Raw genomic sequence first — 17,069 nt, 5'->3', positions numbered from 1 at the left:
CCGTGTATTAAGGGTAAAATTAAAACATAACACAAAAAAGGAGGTCCAAAGAGACTTATGAGTAATGAAAAATTAAAAGAATATGATGAAGATAGATCAGAATGCGGCTGCGGCTGTAATAATGAACATGAACATAACCATGAAGACTCATGCGGCTGCGGCTGTGGAGAACATGAACATGAAGGCCTGGCTGTAGAAATGGAAGATGAAAACGGAAAAACAGTTACATGCCATATAGTAGACGGATTTAAATTTAAGGAAGATGAATACGCAGTAGTAGATCATCCTGAAAGTGAAAGTGTGTATTTGTTTAAAGTAGTTGGAGACGATGAAACAGCAGAACTTGTCCTTCCTAATGATGAAGAATTTGAAGAAGCATCAAAATACTATTCATCACTGGAAGACTAATAAAAAAATGAGTGCAGATATGCTGTACTCATTTTTTTATTTATTATTTCCAGTGAAGAACTTTTATACCTTTTGTATCATTGCCTTTGAAATTTATGAGATAGGGATTGCCTACAAGTTTTAAAAGAGGTGAATCTGACAGTGAATCAGAAAACATATATGAATTTTCAAAATCCACTTCAATGTTTTTGTCCTTCAAATATTCCTTGAGACGTCGTACTTTTTCCTCACCCTTGCAGTTCCTGCCTACTATTTTGCTGCGATAAACACCATTGGATTTCAAGAAAACAGTGCCTATTATCTTATCTACCTCAGGTAAATTGTACAGGGTATTTAAATAAAATTCTCCAGATGCGGATATCAAATATACCTTGAAGTTTTCTTCCTTTAATTTTTTTATCTCTTCAATTGCATCTATGTAGAATATCCTACTCAGTCTTTTTTCATAAAATTCATCTACAAAGGATTTCATGCTTTTTTCATCAATTCCATCAATAAATTTTATGAACAATTCCTTGGTCCTTTTAGCAGGTATAATTTTAATTACAAATAATAGTGCAGATAAAATACATATTGGGAAATATAAAATTATCCATGGACGCTTTTTTATCATGAATAGGTAGAATTCTAATAGAGTCTCCCTTTTGGTTATGGTAAAATCCACATCAAATATTGCAAGCTTTTCCAAATAGATCACCTTTCTTTGCAGAGTATTTTTTATCATTAATATACCTATTATATAATAACATAATCCACTATTTAAAACTAAATAGAATTCTAATATGGATAATGATAAAATAATACAGAGGTGATTGCATTGAATAAATGCCTTGATAAATTTTTTATATTAAATAATAATGTTAAAGTTTTGAAAGAATTTGAAGATAATAAAATAGAGGCGGGAAAATCTTTATATGAAGTAATAAGAATAATAGATGGAAAGCCCCTGTTCCTAAAAAGACACTTGGATCGTCTGGAAAATTCAGCCAGGGTAATCGGACTTGAATTGTGGCTTGGAAGAGAAGAAATAAAACAGAGTATACTGAAACTTATAGAAAAAAACAATGTATGCATTGGAAATATAAAACTCGTATTTAACTTCAGTGTGAAAAATAATTTTTTTGCATATTTCATAGATCATCATTATCCTGAACTTTCCGATTATGAAAATGGAGTCGATACCATACTTTATTTTGGAGAAAGGCAAAATCCGAATGCAAAGATTATAAATGCCGACTTTAGAAGGCAGACGGATATTTTAATAAAGAAGAAAAATGTGTTTGAAGCTATATTGGCAGATCGAAATGGCAATATAACTGAAGGAAGCAGATCAAATATTTTCTTCGTAAAAGGAGAAAATTTAATTACAGCACCACTTAAACAGGTATTACCTGGTACCACAAGACAGGTTATAATGGAAGCTTGCTCCAAAATGGGAATTGGTGTAAAAGAATGTAAAATTAATTACAGGGATATAGATAGATATGACGCACTATTTATATCTGGAACGTCTCCAAAGGTATTGCCTGTAAAGTCAGTAGACAATATAAAATTCAATTCATCCAAAAACAAAATTGTAATGGATGTGATGAAAGCATATGATGAAGAAATCAAGATGGATTTAAGCAATCTATAAGGAGAAAAATATGAAAAGATTATTTCAGGGGAATTCACTAAATACATGTATTAAATTTGCCTGTAAAAAACTTAATATTGAAGAAGACAAGTTGAACTATAAGGTCCTCAAGAATGAATCATTTCTATTCATGAAAAAAATAATTATAGAAGTTGAAGTTCCTGAAGACAATGAGAGGGTGTCAGGTGAAAACAATGGAAGCTCGAAAATAATGGAAGGCAAAATAATAGTTCATAATCCTGAAGAAGGTGGTACTCCTGCAGTTATACGAAAGGGAAAGAACATGAACCTTTCAGTTGACGGCAGAGAAATAGAATCAGAGTCGGAGGTATTTGAAAGCAGCAGTATAGAAGTGACTTTTCAAGAAGAAGAAGCTGCAAGGCAGTTTAATATATATCTGTCCGATGATAAAATGCAGGCCAGTGCCCGGATTGAATACATCCCTAAAATTGTGTACAAATTAAAGGACAGTGAAGAGAGTGGAATAATTGAGCTTGAATCGGAAATCACGGAAAAAATCTATCCACCAAAATATACTGAAGCTGAGATTATGGAACAGCTTTCAAAAAATAAAGTTGTATACGGAATAATAGATGAAAATTTAAAAAAACTGGCAGAAGGCAGGGAGAAGATCATAGTAGCACAGGGGAAAGCTGCTGAAGACTGCAGAAGTGATTTTGTTGAGATAAAATTTCAAACATCTTCTAATCTTGAAGAAGATAAACTGGGAAATGTGGACTTTAAAAGTATAGGAAAAGTGGATTCTGTGAATAAAGGCGACATACTTGCCATAAAACATATAGGAACTAGAGGTATATTTGGAAGTGATGTCAATGGAAAAGAGCTTAAACCTAAAGACGGGAAAAAATTAAAAATAAAAGCAGGACCGGGGTGCCTGCTAAAAGATGAAAACACTATTATTGCAGCTATGAGTGGAAAACCCCATGTCAAGGGGAATACATTCTATGTTAAACGAGTGCATGAAATAAATAGTGATGTGGACTTAAGTACTGGAAATGTATGCTTTCTAGGCGATGTAGAAGTGCATGGAAGTATAAAAGAAGGAATGTCCATAGAATGCGGCAGCAATCTTACAATTGACAGGGATGTGGAGAGGGCAAAAATAAGTGCAAGAGGAAATATTCTTGTAAGGGGAAGTATAGTGGGATCTAAAATATGTGCTGGAGGTGAAGATGTAAAAAATTTAAAATATCAGAAACATCTTGTAAAATTCAGCGAAGAACTTACAAATCTCATGAATTCCGTAAATGAAATAAAAATGTACAATTTACTTGGCCAGAAAAAGACTGATGGAGAAATTATAAAAATACTTTTGGAGAACAAATTCAAAAATATAATAATGCTCTGTATAAATATAATTTCAGAAATAAATAGTAGTTCAGGTGAAAATAAAGAAGATATATTGATAAAACTTATAAAATCAAAACTTATGGGAATAGCACCTATAAGTATAGAGAAGTATTCCGAATTGGAGGAAATAGTACAATGTTCCAATTCAAAAATAGAGGAACTTAAAAATGAACTCAGACTGCCTGTTAGATTGATATTATCCTATTGTCAGGATTCATATATAGAGAGTTCGGGAGATGTAATTGTATCAAGCAAGGGAGAGTATATTTCAAATATTATAGCAAACAGGTCCATTGAATTTACCCAGCAGGGATCTGTTGCAAGAGGAGGTACTCTTAAAGCAAAAAATGAAATAAAATGTAGAACTGTAGGAAGTGAAGCAGGGGTTACTACAAGACTTGAAGTGGAGGATAGCGGAGATATATGGGCAGATATAGCCTATCACAACACAATATTCAAAATAGGCAGAAAGGAAATATTATTGGAATCTTCCAGCAAAAATGTACATGCCTATTTAAAAAATGGTAATATAGAATTAGACAAATTTGTACTATAAATATATGTTGAGGAGGATATAAATGGAAGACAAGGAGATAAAAGTACTCATATTCAATATAAATGGAGAATATTTTGCAGCAGATATTATGGAAATAGAGAGAATAATAGGTTATGAAGACCCTACTAAAATTCCGGATTCTCCGGATTTTGTAGAAGGTGTTATCAATTATTCCGGCAACATACTTCCTGTAATATCTTTAAGTAAAAGATTCAATTTAGGTGATAGTGAAAATAGAAGCCAGGCAAAAATTATTGTAACAAAACAAGATCAAAATAAAATAGGGATCATAGTGGATATAGTATCTGAGGTAAAAGATATAAGTTCTTCTACTATAGAACCGGCTCCAGATATTGTATCAGGAATATCAAAGAGATATATAAATGGACTTATAAAGATTGATGGCAAGATAATAATATTTTTGAACATATCAAAGATATTGACCGAGGAAGAAAAACAGCTCATACAATAATAAGCGGAAGGTGCGATATATGGATATAAAGCAGATAAAAGTAGGAATTGCAGATATGAATACTGCCGTATCTCCTGATATTATTATGACAATAGGACTGGGCTCTTGTGTAGGAATTACCCTGTATGATGGAGTAAATCGTATAGGAGGACTGTCGCATATAATGCTTCCCGACAGTACTCAGTTTAGCAGTGTAAACAATGCTATGAAGTTTGCAGATCTTGCTATTCCAATGCTCATAGAAAAATTGGAGAAACTTGGTGCCAGAAAGAGAAATTTAAAGGCAAAAATAGCTGGAGGTGCATCAATGTTCAAGTTCAAGGACAAAAGCATGATAATGGATATAGGAAATAGAAATGGAAATTCCGTAAAATTAAATTTGAGTAAATACTCTATTCCCATAATATCTCAGGATTTAGGCGGGGATAAGGGAAGAACAATGATATTTGATACATCTGATGGTTCCGTAAAAATAAAAACTGTTGGAGTTGGAATTAAAGAACTTTAAATAATCGGAGTGAAATAATGTGAAAAAAATTAAAATTTTGGTAGTAGATGATTCAGCTTTGATGAGAAAGATAATTTCTGATATGATAAACGAAGAAAATGATATGGAGGTTGTTGGAATAGCACGAAATGGGCAGGACCTGATGAATAAACTTTCAAGTCAATACGCAGGTGAGAACAAACCGGATGTTATAACCTTGGATGTAGAGATGCCCAGGATGAATGGAATACATGCACTGGAAGAAATGAAAAATAAAAATATAAATATACCTACCATAGTATTGAGCAGTGTTTCCAGGGAGGGTGTAAAACTTACCATGGAATGTCTTCATGCGGGAGCCTTTGATTTTATAGCAAAGCCTTCTGGAAATATATCTAATATAAATGACGTAAAAAGTGAACTTGTCAAAAGGATAAAAATGGCATCTAGAGGCAAAAATGCAATGAAAATTTCAGAATTCAAAAGTAATCATACAATAGTAGAAAGCAGAAATATTGGTGCAATAGTCATAGGAGCATCTACCGGCGGTCCTAAAGCACTTTATTCTGTTATAACTAAATTACCTGAAAATTTGGGACTCCCAACTATGGTAGTGCAGCATATGCCAGCTGGATTTACAAAGGCATTTGCAGAAAGATTAAATACAAACTCAAATCAGAAAGTAGTGGAAGCTGAAGACAACATGGAAGTTGAACCGAATACTATATATATAGCCCCAGGAGGATTTCACATGGAAGTTTTCAAAGATAAAAGGATACATTTAAATAAGGAACCTGCCATTTGGGGCGTCAGGCCCGCAGTAGATAAATTATTTATTTCAGCTTCCGAAGTATATGGTAAAAATCTTATAAGCGTGGTTCTCACAGGTATGGGAAGGGATGGAGCGGATGGAACTTCACATATAAAGGACAAAGGAGGAATTACCATATCCCAGGATGAATCCACCTGTGTCATATACGGTATGCCAAAAGCTGCTTACTCAACAGGAAAAGTGGATATGGTTTTGAAACTGGATAAAATAACAGATGAACTGGTGAAGCTAGTGCACGGCAGTAGGAGGTAGATTTTATGATGATGGATATGGAATATTTTAAACATTGGGTACTTAAGGAATTCAATATTGACCTGTCTGCATATAAGCCAAACCAGCTTCATAGGAGAATAAACAGTCTTATGTCAAGAGTTGGAGTAGAAAGTATAGAGGAGTACATATCACTTTTAAAAGCAGACAGGGGACAGAGACAGAGATTTTTGGACTTTATAACTATAAATGTTTCCGAGTTTTTTAGAAATCCTGAAATATTTGAAGAACTCAAAAATAAATTGCAGCATGAACTTTTAAAGAACAACGGCACTCTCAAAATCTGGAGTGCAGCCTGCTCTATTGGAGCGGAACCCTATTCAGTAGGCATTTATCTTAGGGAATTGACGCCTTATAAAAGACATACTATAATTGCAACTGACCTGGATAATACTATAATTGCAAGAGCCAAACAGGGGGAATACTCAGAGCAGGAAATAAAAAATGTGAAAAGACAATATTTAGATAAATATTTTACAAAAAAAGACGATAAATATATTATAAGCTCAAAAATAAAAGAGCTTGTTACTTTTAAAAAGCACGATCTTATATTGGACAGGTATGATACTAACTTTGATCTTATAATATGTAGAAATGTAGTTATATATTTTAATCAGGATATAAAGGAAAAAATATATGAAAAATTCAGTAAATCCTTGAAAAGAGGAGGATTACTTTTTGTTGGAGCTACTGAAAGTATATATAATTATAAAAATTATGGCTTTGAAAAAGCTTCTACATTTATGTATAGGAAGTTATAAGGGGGAAATAGAATGGATACATCACAGTATATGTCCATGTTCCTGGAAGAAGGAATGGATAATCTGCAAACTTTAAATGATTCACTGCTTCAACTTGAAAAGGAACCTGATAATATAGATAAAGTAAATGAAATTTTCAGGGTAGCACATACCATAAAGGGAATGTCTGCAACCATGGGATTTAATAAAATGGCGGAATTGACCCATAAAATGGAGGATGTACTGTCTGAATTCAGAAATGGAGAACTTAAAGTAACTAAAGATGTAGTTACGGTCCTTTTTAAATGCCTTGACACACTGGAACAAATGCTTAAAAATATAGAAGATGGAGTTGATGATGATACTTCTATAGACGATATTATGGAAGAACTTGAAAAAATAGCTGACAATGCAAAAGGCGGTCAATCCGAACCAAAAGAAGAAGAAAAAACTGAAGAAGAAGACCATGGAAATAATTCTGTATCTGTAGTAGAATTAAATGAATATGATATTAATGTAATTAAACAAGCTAATGACAAGGGGTACAGTGCTTATGAAATAGTGATAGAATTAAGTGAAAATACTCTTTTAAAATCAGCCAGGGTATTTCTTATATTCAAGAGCCTTGAAGAAATTGGAGAGATCATAAAGTCTGTTCCTGGAACTGAAGATCTGGAAAATGAAAATTTTGACTTTGAAGTCCAGGTAGTAATATTGTCTACAAAAAAGTCAGATGAAGTTAAGGACATATTGATGAATATATCTGAAGTGGACAGTGTTTCAGTAAATGGCATTGATATAGACGCAGAGAAGAAAAAGAAGATCAATCAGGAAGTTGAAGTAAAGCCAAAACCTGCAGATATGTCCAAACAGGATACAGCAAAAAAAGTGGAAGAAAAAAAAGCTGAAACTACTGCAAAACCAAAGCCAAAAGTAAAAGCGGCACCAAAGAAAAATCAGAAACCGCATAAAAAAGTTCATCAATCTGTAAGGGTTGATCTTGAAAGATTGGACAAATTTATGAACATGGTGTCTGAGCTTGTAATACACAGGACAAGGCTTGAGCAGATAAGCAGCAATTACAAGTCTACTGAATTAAATGAAACACTGGAACAGGTAGCAAGGACTACTTCAGACCTTCAGGATCTGGTAATGAAGATAAGGATGCTTCCACTTGACACAGTTTTCAGCAGGTTTCCAAGGCTTATAAGAGACCTTTCAGTTGAACTTGACAAGGAAATGGAACTTGTAATCCAGGGAGCAGATACAGAACTTGACAGAACAGTAATAGATGAAATAGGAGATCCACTCCTGCATCTTATAAGAAATTCAGCGGATCACGGTATTGAGTCAAAAGAAGAAAGGCTTAAAGCTGGAAAGAATCCTGTAGGCCAGGTAAGGTTGATTGCCTATCAGGAGGGAACTCAGGCTGTTATAAAAGTAGAGGACGATGGAGCAGGTATAAATGTAGAGAGAGTCAGGGAAAAAGCTGAAAGTATAGGTATTGATACTTCAGGAATGCCTGAAAAAGACATTAAAAATCTCATATTCATGGAGGGATTCAGTACAAACAAGGAAGTAACAGACATATCAGGAAGAGGAGTTGGTATGGATGTAGTAAAGAACAAGATAGCTGCCTTGAACGGTACTGTGGATCTTGTAAGTGAAGCGGGAAAAGGTTCTTCTTTCATAATAAGGCTTCCACTTACACTTCAGATAATTCAAGCCCTGCTTGTAAAAGTTGGAGAAGAAACCATGGCCATATCTCTTGGTTATATAGACAGAGTAATAAATTACAGTGACGATATTGTAAAAATGTCAAACAACAAAGAGATTATAATATATAATGGAAATATAATACCCTTTGTAAGAGTTTATGACAGGCTGGGACTTGAAAAGTCAGATGAAAAGAAGAACTATATAGTCATAGTAAAAGTTGGAGAGAAGACAGTAGGACTTATGGTGGATTCACTTCTTGGACAGAAGGAGATCGTTATAAAACCCCTTGGGAAAACTCTTAATTCTATGAAGGAGTACATAGGAGCCACAATACTTGGAGATGGTCTTGTAACACTTATACTAGACGTCTCAGCACTTGTTTAGGAGGAATAAAATGGATTATAGTAATCTTAGTGCCATGCAGATTGATACATTGAGGGAAGTTGGAAATATAGGTACGGGAAATGCCGCAACAGCATTATCACAGCTTTTAAACAAAAAAGTGGACATGACGGTACCATCCATAAATATATTGCCTTTTAACAAGGTATTTGAAAGTGTTGGTGAAGATCAGATAGTAGTTGGAGTAATCTTGAGAATCCTTGGTGACATACCGGGAAATATACTCTTTGTATTTGATAAAAAAACAGCTCTGGACATGGTGTCCAGCTTAATCGGGCAAAAATCAGATGAACTGACTGAAATGGGAAATTCAGCTATATGTGAAATAGGGAATATAATAGGTACTTCCTATATGAATGCAATAGCTAGATTTACAGGCCTTGTTGTAACACCATCAGTTCCTGCAGTTACCTATGATATGTTGGGGGCAATATTGTCTACTACATTTATAGAATCAGGACAATTTGATGAGAATGTTCTAGATATAGAAACTCTGTTTGTAGAAGATAATTCAGAAATAAATGGACATTTTTATTATATTCCTATGCCTGGATCTCTTGAAAAGATATTAAGTAGTCTTGGTGTAGCATAACAACAGTAATGAAAATATGGAGGGAAAAAAATGGCTAAAGTATTAATTGTAGATGACGCTGCTTTTATGAGAATGATGATAAAGGATATATTGGAAAAGGGTGGATTTGAAATTGTAGGAGAGGCTAACAACGGTATAAAGGCAGTTGAACTTTTCAAAAAAGAAAAGCCTGATGTAGTTACCATGGATATAACAATGCCTGACATGGATGGTATTGAAGCTGTAAAGGCTATAAAAGAATTCGATCCTGCTGCAAAGATTATAATGTGCTCGGCTATGGGTCAGCAGACTATGGTTATGGATGCCATAAAAGCTGGAGCAAAGGACTTTATAGTAAAGCCTTTCCAGCCTGATAGAGTAATTGAGGCCGTAACTAAAGTATTGGGATAGTATAAAACTTGGAGGTGTTGCTTTTATGCAGGTTGTCATATTTAGATTGAACAAAGAGCAGTTTGCCGTAGAAACTTCAAAAGTTCAGAGTATAAACGATGCTATGAAGATAACAAGGGTTCCAAAGGCTCCTGCTCACATAAAGGGAATTATCAATTTAAGGGGAAATGTTATATCCATATTGGATATAAATCTGCTTATGGATGTTGCCAAGCAGGATAACAATGAGAATAGTGAAGAAAGTATAATAATCCTTGAAATGGAAGATGAACTGGTAGGCATAGTTGTAGACCAGGTAGATGAAGTTCTTGATCTAGATGAAAGCATTATTGAAAAGATAAGTGATGATAACAGAAAAGCATATGTACAGGGAATAATAAATTTTAAAGACAAAGTAGTGACACTAATAGATATTGACAAACTTTTTTCAAACTAGAATTTGTAAGGAATGAGGGAAAAGAATGGCAGACGTATTATCACAGAGTGAGATAGATGCCCTTTTAGCTGCCTTGTCTACTGGGGAACTTACTCCAGATGAAGTACCTGAAGAAGAAGAAAAGCAAAAGGTAAAGCCCTATGACTTTAGAAGTCCTCAGAAGTTTTCCAAGGAGCATATAAGGACTCTTGAACTTATCCATGACAACTATGCCAGGATAATTTCCAACTATCTAACTGCTCAGGTAAGAACAAATGTAAAAGTAAAGGTCGAATCCGTACAGCAGATTACATATGAGGAATTTATCCACTCTGTGCCGAATCCTACTATTTTGACCATATTCAAAATGCCGCCTTTAAGTGGTTCGGTGCTATTTGAGATAAATCCCCAATTTGTTTTTGAAATAATAGATTTGCTTCTTGGAGGAAGCGGCCAGGGAAAATTCAAGTCCAGGGAATTTACGGACATAGACAAAAACATAATAAAGGTAGTAAATGAAGGACTTATATCAAACTTGAAGCTTGCCTGGGAAGATGTAATGGAAGTAGAAACAGAAGTGGAAGGAATAGAAACAAACCCTGCATTAAATCAGACTCTGGCACCAAATGATCCGGTAGCTCTTATAACATTTTCTGTGGAAATGGGCAAGAATACTACCTTTATTAACATATGCATACCTTATTTGAGCATAGAAAAGGTACTTGACAGATTGGTAGTACAGTACTGGTTCCAGGACAACGATGAAAAAGTAGTTGGAGAGTCACGTGAAAAGCTGAGGAACAGGTTGAATATAGTTGAAATGAATCTTTCATGTGTTCTCGGCACAGTAGATGTTACTGTAGAGCAGTTTCTAAATTTAAACGCAGGGGACATACTGAATTTAAATGAGAAAACTACCGACCCGGTCAAGCTGATGGTGGAAGATCACGTATACTATTATGGAAGGCCTGGTACCATTGGCAAAAATATGGGTGTTGAGATACTAGATATAATAGATAAGGATGTGGAAGATTATGAGTAACGATAATGACAAGGGATTTCTTTCCCAGGAAGAAATAGATGCACTTTTAAACGGCGGAGAAAGTAAGGGAGAAGCTAAAGAAGAAGCAACGGAACTATCAGACGTAGAAAAGGATCTCCTGGGGGAAGTTGGAAATATATCCATGGGTTCTGCATCCACAGCACTTTCAACAATAATAAACCAACCCGTAAATATAACTACTCCAGTTGTAACAGTAACCACTTTAAATGAATTGAAAAATGATTTTAAAGTTCCAAATATTGCCCTGGAAGTAAAATATACAAGTGGAATAGTAGGAGAAAATCTACTGGTAATTGCAGTAAAGGATGCAGCTGTAATCGCGAATTTCATGATGGGCGGAGATGGAACACTGAAAGATGATGAGGCAAAAGAACTTTCTGAAATCCAGGAAAGTGCCGTATCCGAAGCAATGAACCAGATGATAGGCTCTGCTGCAACATCAATGGCCACCATGTTTATGAGGGAGGTAAATATATCACCTCCAAAATCACAGATATGGACTGACGTAACAGAACCCCTTACAGAGGCAATATCCCCAGATGAACCCATTGTAAGAGTATCCTTTTCACTTAAGATAGGAAATCTTGTAGACAGCAGTATAATGCAGATACTGCCGGTAGCTACAGCAAAGAAGATAGTTTCCATAATGATGGGGCAGGAAAAAACTGACGAATCTTCTGAAAAAGAGAAGGAAGCTAAAAAACAAGAGACACCAAAACAGGAAACTCCAAAACAAAAAGCTGCATCTGAAACAGCTGCAAGTTCTGAAACAAGTCAGGAACAAAAGCAGCAGCCTCCTATAAAAGAAAAACCTATAGAAGTTCAGCAGGCAGCCTTTCAACCACTTGAGTCTCAAGGTAATACGGAAGTCGTACCTAAAAATATAGATCTGATAATGGATGTTCCACTTCAGATTTCAGTAGTACTTGGAAGAACGAAGAAGAAGATAAAGGACATATTGAACCTGGGTACCGGTTCTCTCATAGAACTGGACAAACTGGCCGAAGAGCCTGTGGAGATACTTGTAAACGGGAAGAAGGTTGCCTATGGGGAAGTAGTCGTAATAGATGAAAACTTTGGGGTAAGAATAACAGGTATAGTAAGTAATGAAGAGAGGATAAAATCACTTCATACTTCTTAGTTCACCAGTATATTTGGAAAGGAATTTCTAAATATACTGTTTTTTAATTGAAATTATAATTAGATTAACTATTGTATTAACATACAAGATTAACTGACAATATAAATATTAATTGAATAAAATACTATAAATATTAATTGATTATAATCGATAATACTAATAGCAATATATAAAACTTTGAAATAAAAAGTTAGGGGTGTATTTTATGAAGATTAATGGAATCAACTCAAACAATATAATAAATCTTTATAGAGAAGTCAATAAAAGAAACGATTTGACAGCTAAAGCAGAAAATAGAGATTCCATTCAAATATCATCAATGGGAAAGAGTTTAAGCTCTTATATGCCGGATGACAGGATTATAGATTCTAAAGACAAGGTTGAAAGTATAAAGAAGGCGATATCAAACGGCACTTACAAGGTAGATGCCAAACTTGTAGCACAGAAAATACTGGATAATATGAAAGGTCAGGTATAGAGAAGTATGGAATTAAGTGAAATTATGTCTGATGAATATGACGTACTCAAAAAACTATATGCATCTTTAGTTGATCAAAATAGATATCTTATAAAAAGGGAAGCCTTTTCTCTTGATAAAATAGTAAAGGTTATAGAGAGCAACAGCAAGAGTGTTGCAAAGTGTGAAATCGAGAGAAGAAAGATTACGGGAAACAGATCCATGAGAGAAGTAATCAGAGAGTCAGAAGATGAAAATCTGGGAAAATTATATGAAGAAATAGTGGATATTCTCGAAAAAATACAGTTTCAAAAGGACACAAACGAGGCACTTATAAAACAATGGCTTGGATTTACTACACAGATGCTGCGGGCAATTAATCCAGGAAGGCAGCCTGCAACATACAATGCACTTGGAAGAAACAAATAAAAAGAACAAAGTTCAAAGAACAGATAACAGGGAATAAAGTTCAAAGTGCAAAGAACAAAGAACAAAAAATGAAGATTTTCGTCGCAGACGAAAATCCACCAAATTTGAAATTTTAACTTTGATGAAGCTTTGATAATTGAACTTTGAATCTTAATTGTTATTTGAACTTTGAACTCTAAACTTTAAAAAAGGAGGGGTTATTAAATGCCCGGTTTATTTTCCATATTCAATACGGCAAAGAGCGGACTTTTTTCACAGCAGACAGCAATAAACGTAACATCTCACAATATAGCAAATGCAAATACAGATGGATATTCAAGGCAGAGGGCAAATATGGTTACTACTACTCCATATACAATGCCAAGCATGAATGGGGCAGCAGGTGCAGGACAGCTTGGTACTGGAGTAACTGTTGAATCCATACAGAGGATAAGGGACAGCTTTCTAGACTATCAGTTCAGGACACAAAACAGTATAAGCGGTCAGTATTCAGCGCAGGATAAAATCTTAAGCCAGGTGGAAAATGTACTCAACGAGCCAACGGATACAAGCATATCCAGCCTTATGAGTGGATTCTTCACATCATGGCAGAGTTTATCCACATCTTCTCAAAATGCAAGCACAGTAGCCCAGCAGGCATACCAGCTTACAAATGACCTGAACAATGTGTCCTCACAGCTTACAAAAATTAAAACTGATACCAATACGGAACTTAAAAGCACCATAGGTACTGTAAATGGATATATAAAGCAGCTTAATCAGCTGAACCAGCAAATACAGAGTGTAACCATATCAGGTCAGAATCCAAATGATCTTATGGACAGTAGGGACTTGATACTGGATAAATTGAGCAATGAATTTGGAATAAGCATTACGGAGACGGACAATAACGGTATCAATGTAACTACAGCAGATAGTTCTACAAGTAAAGTTGATGGTGACAATGGAAAGGCACCTATAGGTTTAGATGGAAATCCTGTAAATATAGTACAGACGGTAAATTCTTCAGGTACCCAGGCATCCACATTTTCTTATGTATCCAGTATAGAGAAAGTAAGTGACGGGAAATATAGTGTTACCTATTATAAAAAGGGAGATACAACTACAGATGACAATAAGGTTACTTTAACTGTAAATATGACAGAGGATCAGGCAAAGGAACTTGACGAGTGCAGGGTGTTGTGGTCGGATAGTAACGGAGCTGCCTATAGTGTAGATGGCAAAAACACTATAGATGGCAATCTTGAAAATGGTAAAACAGTTGATTTTGATAAGCTGGCACTTTTCAAACCACCTGCAGGGGAACTCAAAGGGTATATGTCAGTTCAAAGTAAAGTAGATGAATATCAGGATACTTTCAATAAATTTGCAAAATCTCTTGCACTTTCCGTAAATGCAATAATAAGTCAGAGCAGTACTTTTGTAGTGGACAATCCTACAGATGGTTCAGGAGAAGGCGGCATAAACAATTTCTTTGTAAATGGAGACCAGAAGGATTCTTCAAAGTATTCTGTAACTGATGAAAACAATATAACAGCAGCTAATATAACTTTGAATGTAGCCATACTAAATGATCCATCCAAAATAAAGGTAGCCAGCAGATATGATTCAAATGGCGATGCAGTAGGCTCTACTACAGACGGAAACAGGGCTCTTGCTGTAGCACAACTTGCCAACAGCCTTATGAATATTTCAGGAGTAAACATAACTAGTGATGATGGTACTTCTACCAGAGATGACAGAAGCGACCTTGTTAAAAGTATTTTCACTTCAAACAGTGATCTTGGCAATGTATATTCCATTGGAAATGCTGTAGGTGGTTCTACAGTTGACAATTACTATGATGACCTGGTAAATAAAATTGGAAGTGACGAGCAGGAATCAAAGAACATGGTAACTTATGAAACTACACAACTTTCCAATTTCAGTCAGTCAAGAGAATCTGTTTCAGGTGTATCAATGGATGAAGAGATGACAAACCTCATTCAGTTCCAGCACTGCTATCAGGCGAATGCCAAGATGATATCTACGGTAGATGAACTTTTGGATGTTGTAATAAACGGACTTAAGAGATAAATAACAAAGTTCAAAGAACAGAGAACAGAGATAAAGAACAAAGTGCAGAGAACAAAGAACAAAAAATGAAGATTTTCGTCATAGACGAAAATCTACCAAATTTGTTATGTGATATTTGATATTTGAACTTTGACGAAGTTTTAGTAATTGAACTCTGAACTTTGATAATTGAACTTTGAAAAAGTGGGGGGATAAATAGTGAGAATAACAAACAAGTCCATATCCAATAATTTTCTTGTGGATATGCAGAGAAATTTACAGAATCTAAGCAAAGTTCAGCAGCAGGTGTCTTCCATGAAGAACTTTTCGAAGCCTTCAGATGATCCGCTGAATGTTGAAAGATCCATGCAGATGCAGACTTCATTGAATGCGACAAACCAGTATTATTCAAATATAACTTCTTCACTAAGTTGGATGGAGACTACAGATACTACACTGGGACAGCTTGGAACAGTTCTTACCAATGTAAGAAGTGATCTTGTAAAGGCAGGAGATGCAGGATATACCCAGGATGAAAGAGACAAGGTAAATGATGAAGTAAAACAGTATGTAGCACAGTTCGCACAGATTTTAAATACAAATTTGGGAGGAGAGTACATATTCGGTGGTACGCAGGGACTTTCAAAACCAGTTACAACTACAACTGATGAAGACGGAAATGTATCCATTGAATATGCAGATGCCAAGGGCAATGTGGTAGACTCCATTCCTGAAGTTGTTTCAAGCGGATTTGATATATCCAATTGGAGTAACCAAACTATAAAATTTACTATGGAAAATCCAGAAGATCCATCTAATCCTACAGAAGTTAATGTAAATACTTTGGACACATCAGATGGGAAGGAAACTGTAGATGACGTAGTGAAGGATTTAAATAATAAAATCCAGCAGTCTGATCTTAAAGACAGTGTAAGTGTAGTTAAAACCAATGATGGCAATATAAAATTCCTGGCAGTAAACAGCAGTGATGATATAAAGGTATCTACAAGTATAACTGATATGGCAAAAGTAAATGGAAATCAGCTTTCCAATGTGGACATGGCAAACATAGGAGCAGACAAGACTATAGAAGTTTCCCAGGGAGTAGTGCTTGACTACAATGCTACTGCATCAAGTGTTATGCAGTATGGAGAAAACAACAACAATGCCATTAATGATGATACTGTAAAGGCACTTATGAATAGAATTCAACATCATCTTGCAGGACAGGTACTTGATACAACCACAGAAGTTCCAGCTACTACAGAAGGTGCTGAAAAGGTAGTTGATTCAGATGGAACAGCGCATTATTACGCATGGAAAACCGATGAGGATGCTGCAACACAGGAACTTACAAATCAGGATCTTACTGACATTGATGCAGCCTCAAAAGGATTACTTAAAGTACGTTCCCAGATAGGTGCAAAGGAAAAGAGAATGGAGGCACTTCAGGATCAGAATCAATCATCAAAATTGAATATTCAAGAGACTCTCTCACAAACCGAGGATATAGATTTGACACAAAAGACTATAGAATATTCTACAATGATTACAGTATATCAGGCCTGTCTCCAAACGGCAGCAAAAGTAATGCAACCTACACTTATGAATTACCTGAGTTAAAGGAGTAAATT

General features: G+C 35.2%; 18 protein-coding genes. 17 read left to right on the top strand and 1 reads right to left on the bottom strand.

Annotated features, from left to right (window positions below):
* The first annotated feature begins 57 nt into the window (after positions 1-57).
* Positions 58-408, top strand: coding sequence for a DUF1292 domain-containing protein (locus J418_RS0106980; protein ID WP_017752638.1), 351 nt, complete (start codon positions 58-60; stop codon positions 406-408).
* Between the two features lie 43 nt (positions 409-451).
* Here the strand turns inward: J418_RS0106980 and J418_RS0106975 are convergent, their stop codons facing one another.
* A complete protein-coding gene (locus J418_RS0106975; RefSeq protein ID WP_017895223.1) occupies positions 452-1,096 on the bottom strand; it encodes an HAD-IB family hydrolase in 645 nt (214 codons plus the stop codon).
* Between the two features lie 129 nt (positions 1,097-1,225).
* Between J418_RS0106975 and J418_RS0106970 the strand changes: the two genes are divergently transcribed.
* The 16 genes from J418_RS0106970 to flgL all read left to right on the top strand — a co-directional run bounded on the left by J418_RS0106970 (position 1,226) and on the right by flgL (position 17,058).
* On the top strand, positions 1,226-2,044 hold the full coding sequence (locus J418_RS0106970) for an aminotransferase class IV (RefSeq protein ID WP_017895222.1): 819 nt from the start codon (positions 1,226-1,228) through the stop codon (positions 2,042-2,044).
* Between the two features lie 10 nt (positions 2,045-2,054).
* Positions 2,055-3,971 carry a DUF342 domain-containing protein gene (locus tag J418_RS0106965; RefSeq protein ID WP_017895221.1) on the top strand — a complete coding sequence of 639 codons (1,917 nt, stop codon included), beginning with the start codon at positions 2,055-2,057 and terminating at the stop codon, positions 3,969-3,971.
* Positions 3,972-3,993: 22 nt separating this feature from the next.
* The gene (locus tag J418_RS0106960) at positions 3,994-4,443 is read left to right on the top strand and encodes a chemotaxis protein CheW (protein WP_017752642.1); all 450 of its coding nucleotides are present in this window, start codon (positions 3,994-3,996) and stop codon (positions 4,441-4,443) included.
* A 19-nt stretch (positions 4,444-4,462) separates the two neighbouring features.
* On the top strand, positions 4,463-4,951 hold the full coding sequence (locus tag J418_RS0106955) for a chemotaxis protein CheD (RefSeq protein WP_017752643.1): 489 nt from the start codon (positions 4,463-4,465) through the stop codon (positions 4,949-4,951).
* Between the two features lie 19 nt (positions 4,952-4,970).
* Positions 4,971-6,014, top strand: coding sequence for a protein-glutamate methylesterase/protein-glutamine glutaminase (locus tag J418_RS0106950; protein ID WP_017895220.1), 1,044 nt, complete (start codon positions 4,971-4,973; stop codon positions 6,012-6,014).
* An 11-nt stretch (positions 6,015-6,025) separates the two neighbouring features.
* Complete coding sequence (locus tag J418_RS0106945) at positions 6,026-6,793, top strand: CheR family methyltransferase (protein ID WP_026093954.1); 768 nt, start codon at positions 6,026-6,028, stop codon at positions 6,791-6,793.
* Between the two features lie 12 nt (positions 6,794-6,805).
* A complete protein-coding gene (locus tag J418_RS0106940; protein WP_017895219.1) occupies positions 6,806-8,875 on the top strand; it encodes a chemotaxis protein CheA in 2,070 nt (689 codons plus the stop codon).
* A gap of 10 nt (positions 8,876-8,885) precedes the next feature.
* Positions 8,886-9,485 carry a chemotaxis protein CheC gene (locus J418_RS0106935; RefSeq protein ID WP_017752647.1) on the top strand — a complete coding sequence of 200 codons (600 nt, stop codon included), beginning with the start codon at positions 8,886-8,888 and terminating at the stop codon, positions 9,483-9,485.
* Positions 9,486-9,515: 30 nt separating this feature from the next.
* The gene (locus tag J418_RS0106930; protein ID WP_017752648.1) at positions 9,516-9,875 is read left to right on the top strand and encodes a response regulator; all 360 of its coding nucleotides are present in this window, start codon (positions 9,516-9,518) and stop codon (positions 9,873-9,875) included.
* A 25-nt stretch (positions 9,876-9,900) separates the two neighbouring features.
* Positions 9,901-10,311, top strand: a complete 411-nt coding sequence (locus tag J418_RS0106925) for a chemotaxis protein CheW (RefSeq protein ID WP_017895218.1) — start codon at positions 9,901-9,903, stop codon at positions 10,309-10,311.
* 25 nt (positions 10,312-10,336) lie between these two features.
* A complete protein-coding gene (gene fliM, locus J418_RS0106920; RefSeq protein ID WP_017752650.1) occupies positions 10,337-11,332 on the top strand; it encodes a flagellar motor switch protein FliM in 996 nt (331 codons plus the stop codon).
* A complete protein-coding gene (fliY, locus tag J418_RS0106915) occupies positions 11,325-12,494 on the top strand; it encodes a flagellar motor switch phosphatase FliY (RefSeq protein ID WP_017895217.1) in 1,170 nt (389 codons plus the stop codon). Before fliM ends, fliY begins: the two co-directional genes overlap by 8 nt.
* A 205-nt stretch (positions 12,495-12,699) precedes the next feature.
* A complete protein-coding gene (flgM, locus tag J418_RS0106910; RefSeq protein WP_017895216.1) occupies positions 12,700-12,972 on the top strand; it encodes a flagellar biosynthesis anti-sigma factor FlgM in 273 nt (90 codons plus the stop codon).
* Positions 12,973-12,978: 6 nt separating this feature from the next.
* The gene (locus tag J418_RS0106905) at positions 12,979-13,380 is read left to right on the top strand and encodes a flagellar protein FlgN (RefSeq protein ID WP_017895215.1); all 402 of its coding nucleotides are present in this window, start codon (positions 12,979-12,981) and stop codon (positions 13,378-13,380) included.
* Positions 13,381-13,584: 204 nt separating this feature from the next.
* A complete protein-coding gene (gene flgK, locus J418_RS0106900; RefSeq protein WP_017895214.1) occupies positions 13,585-15,456 on the top strand; it encodes a flagellar hook-associated protein FlgK in 1,872 nt (623 codons plus the stop codon).
* A gap of 198 nt (positions 15,457-15,654) precedes the next feature.
* Positions 15,655-17,058, top strand: a complete 1,404-nt coding sequence (flgL, locus tag J418_RS0106895) for a flagellar hook-associated protein FlgL (protein WP_017895213.1) — start codon at positions 15,655-15,657, stop codon at positions 17,056-17,058.
* Positions 17,059-17,069: the final 11 nt, after the last annotated feature.

It is taken from the genome of Clostridium tyrobutyricum DSM 2637 = ATCC 25755 = JCM 11008, assembly GCF_000359585.1.
GTDB classification, from domain to species: Bacteria; Bacillota; Clostridia; order Clostridiales; family Clostridiaceae; genus Clostridium_B; species Clostridium_B tyrobutyricum.
The sequence above is the reverse complement of the archived record's forward strand: the minus strand, read 5'-3'. Positions and strand labels throughout refer to the sequence as shown.

What these genes read in the sequence shown, in the direction of transcription:
- J418_RS0106965 (WP_017895221.1), top strand. Translation starts at nt 2,055, where the DNA reads ATGAAAAGATTATTTCAGGGGAATTCACTAAATACATGTATTAAATTT.
- J418_RS0106940 (WP_017895219.1), top strand. Translation starts at nt 6,806, where the DNA reads ATGGATACATCACAGTATATGTCCATGTTCCTGGAAGAAGGAATGGAT.
- fliM (WP_017752650.1), top strand. Translation starts at nt 10,337, where the DNA reads ATGGCAGACGTATTATCACAGAGTGAGATAGATGCCCTTTTAGCTGCC.
- J418_RS0106925 (WP_017895218.1), top strand. Translation starts at nt 9,901, where the DNA reads ATGCAGGTTGTCATATTTAGATTGAACAAAGAGCAGTTTGCCGTAGAA.
- J418_RS0106945 (WP_026093954.1), top strand. Translation starts at nt 6,026, where the DNA reads ATGGATATGGAATATTTTAAACATTGGGTACTTAAGGAATTCAATATT.
- J418_RS0106955 (WP_017752643.1), top strand. Translation starts at nt 4,463, where the DNA reads ATGGATATAAAGCAGATAAAAGTAGGAATTGCAGATATGAATACTGCC.
- flgK (WP_017895214.1), top strand. Translation starts at nt 13,585, where the DNA reads ATGCCCGGTTTATTTTCCATATTCAATACGGCAAAGAGCGGACTTTTT.
- fliY (WP_017895217.1), top strand. Translation starts at nt 11,325, where the DNA reads ATGAGTAACGATAATGACAAGGGATTTCTTTCCCAGGAAGAAATAGAT.
- flgM (WP_017895216.1), top strand. Translation starts at nt 12,700, where the DNA reads ATGAAGATTAATGGAATCAACTCAAACAATATAATAAATCTTTATAGA.
- J418_RS0106935 (WP_017752647.1), top strand. Translation starts at nt 8,886, where the DNA reads ATGGATTATAGTAATCTTAGTGCCATGCAGATTGATACATTGAGGGAA.
- J418_RS0106960 (WP_017752642.1), top strand. Translation starts at nt 3,994, where the DNA reads ATGGAAGACAAGGAGATAAAAGTACTCATATTCAATATAAATGGAGAA.
- J418_RS0106905 (WP_017895215.1), top strand. Translation starts at nt 12,979, where the DNA reads ATGGAATTAAGTGAAATTATGTCTGATGAATATGACGTACTCAAAAAA.
- J418_RS0106930 (WP_017752648.1), top strand. Translation starts at nt 9,516, where the DNA reads ATGGCTAAAGTATTAATTGTAGATGACGCTGCTTTTATGAGAATGATG.
- J418_RS0106980 (WP_017752638.1), top strand. Translation starts at nt 58, where the DNA reads ATGAGTAATGAAAAATTAAAAGAATATGATGAAGATAGATCAGAATGC.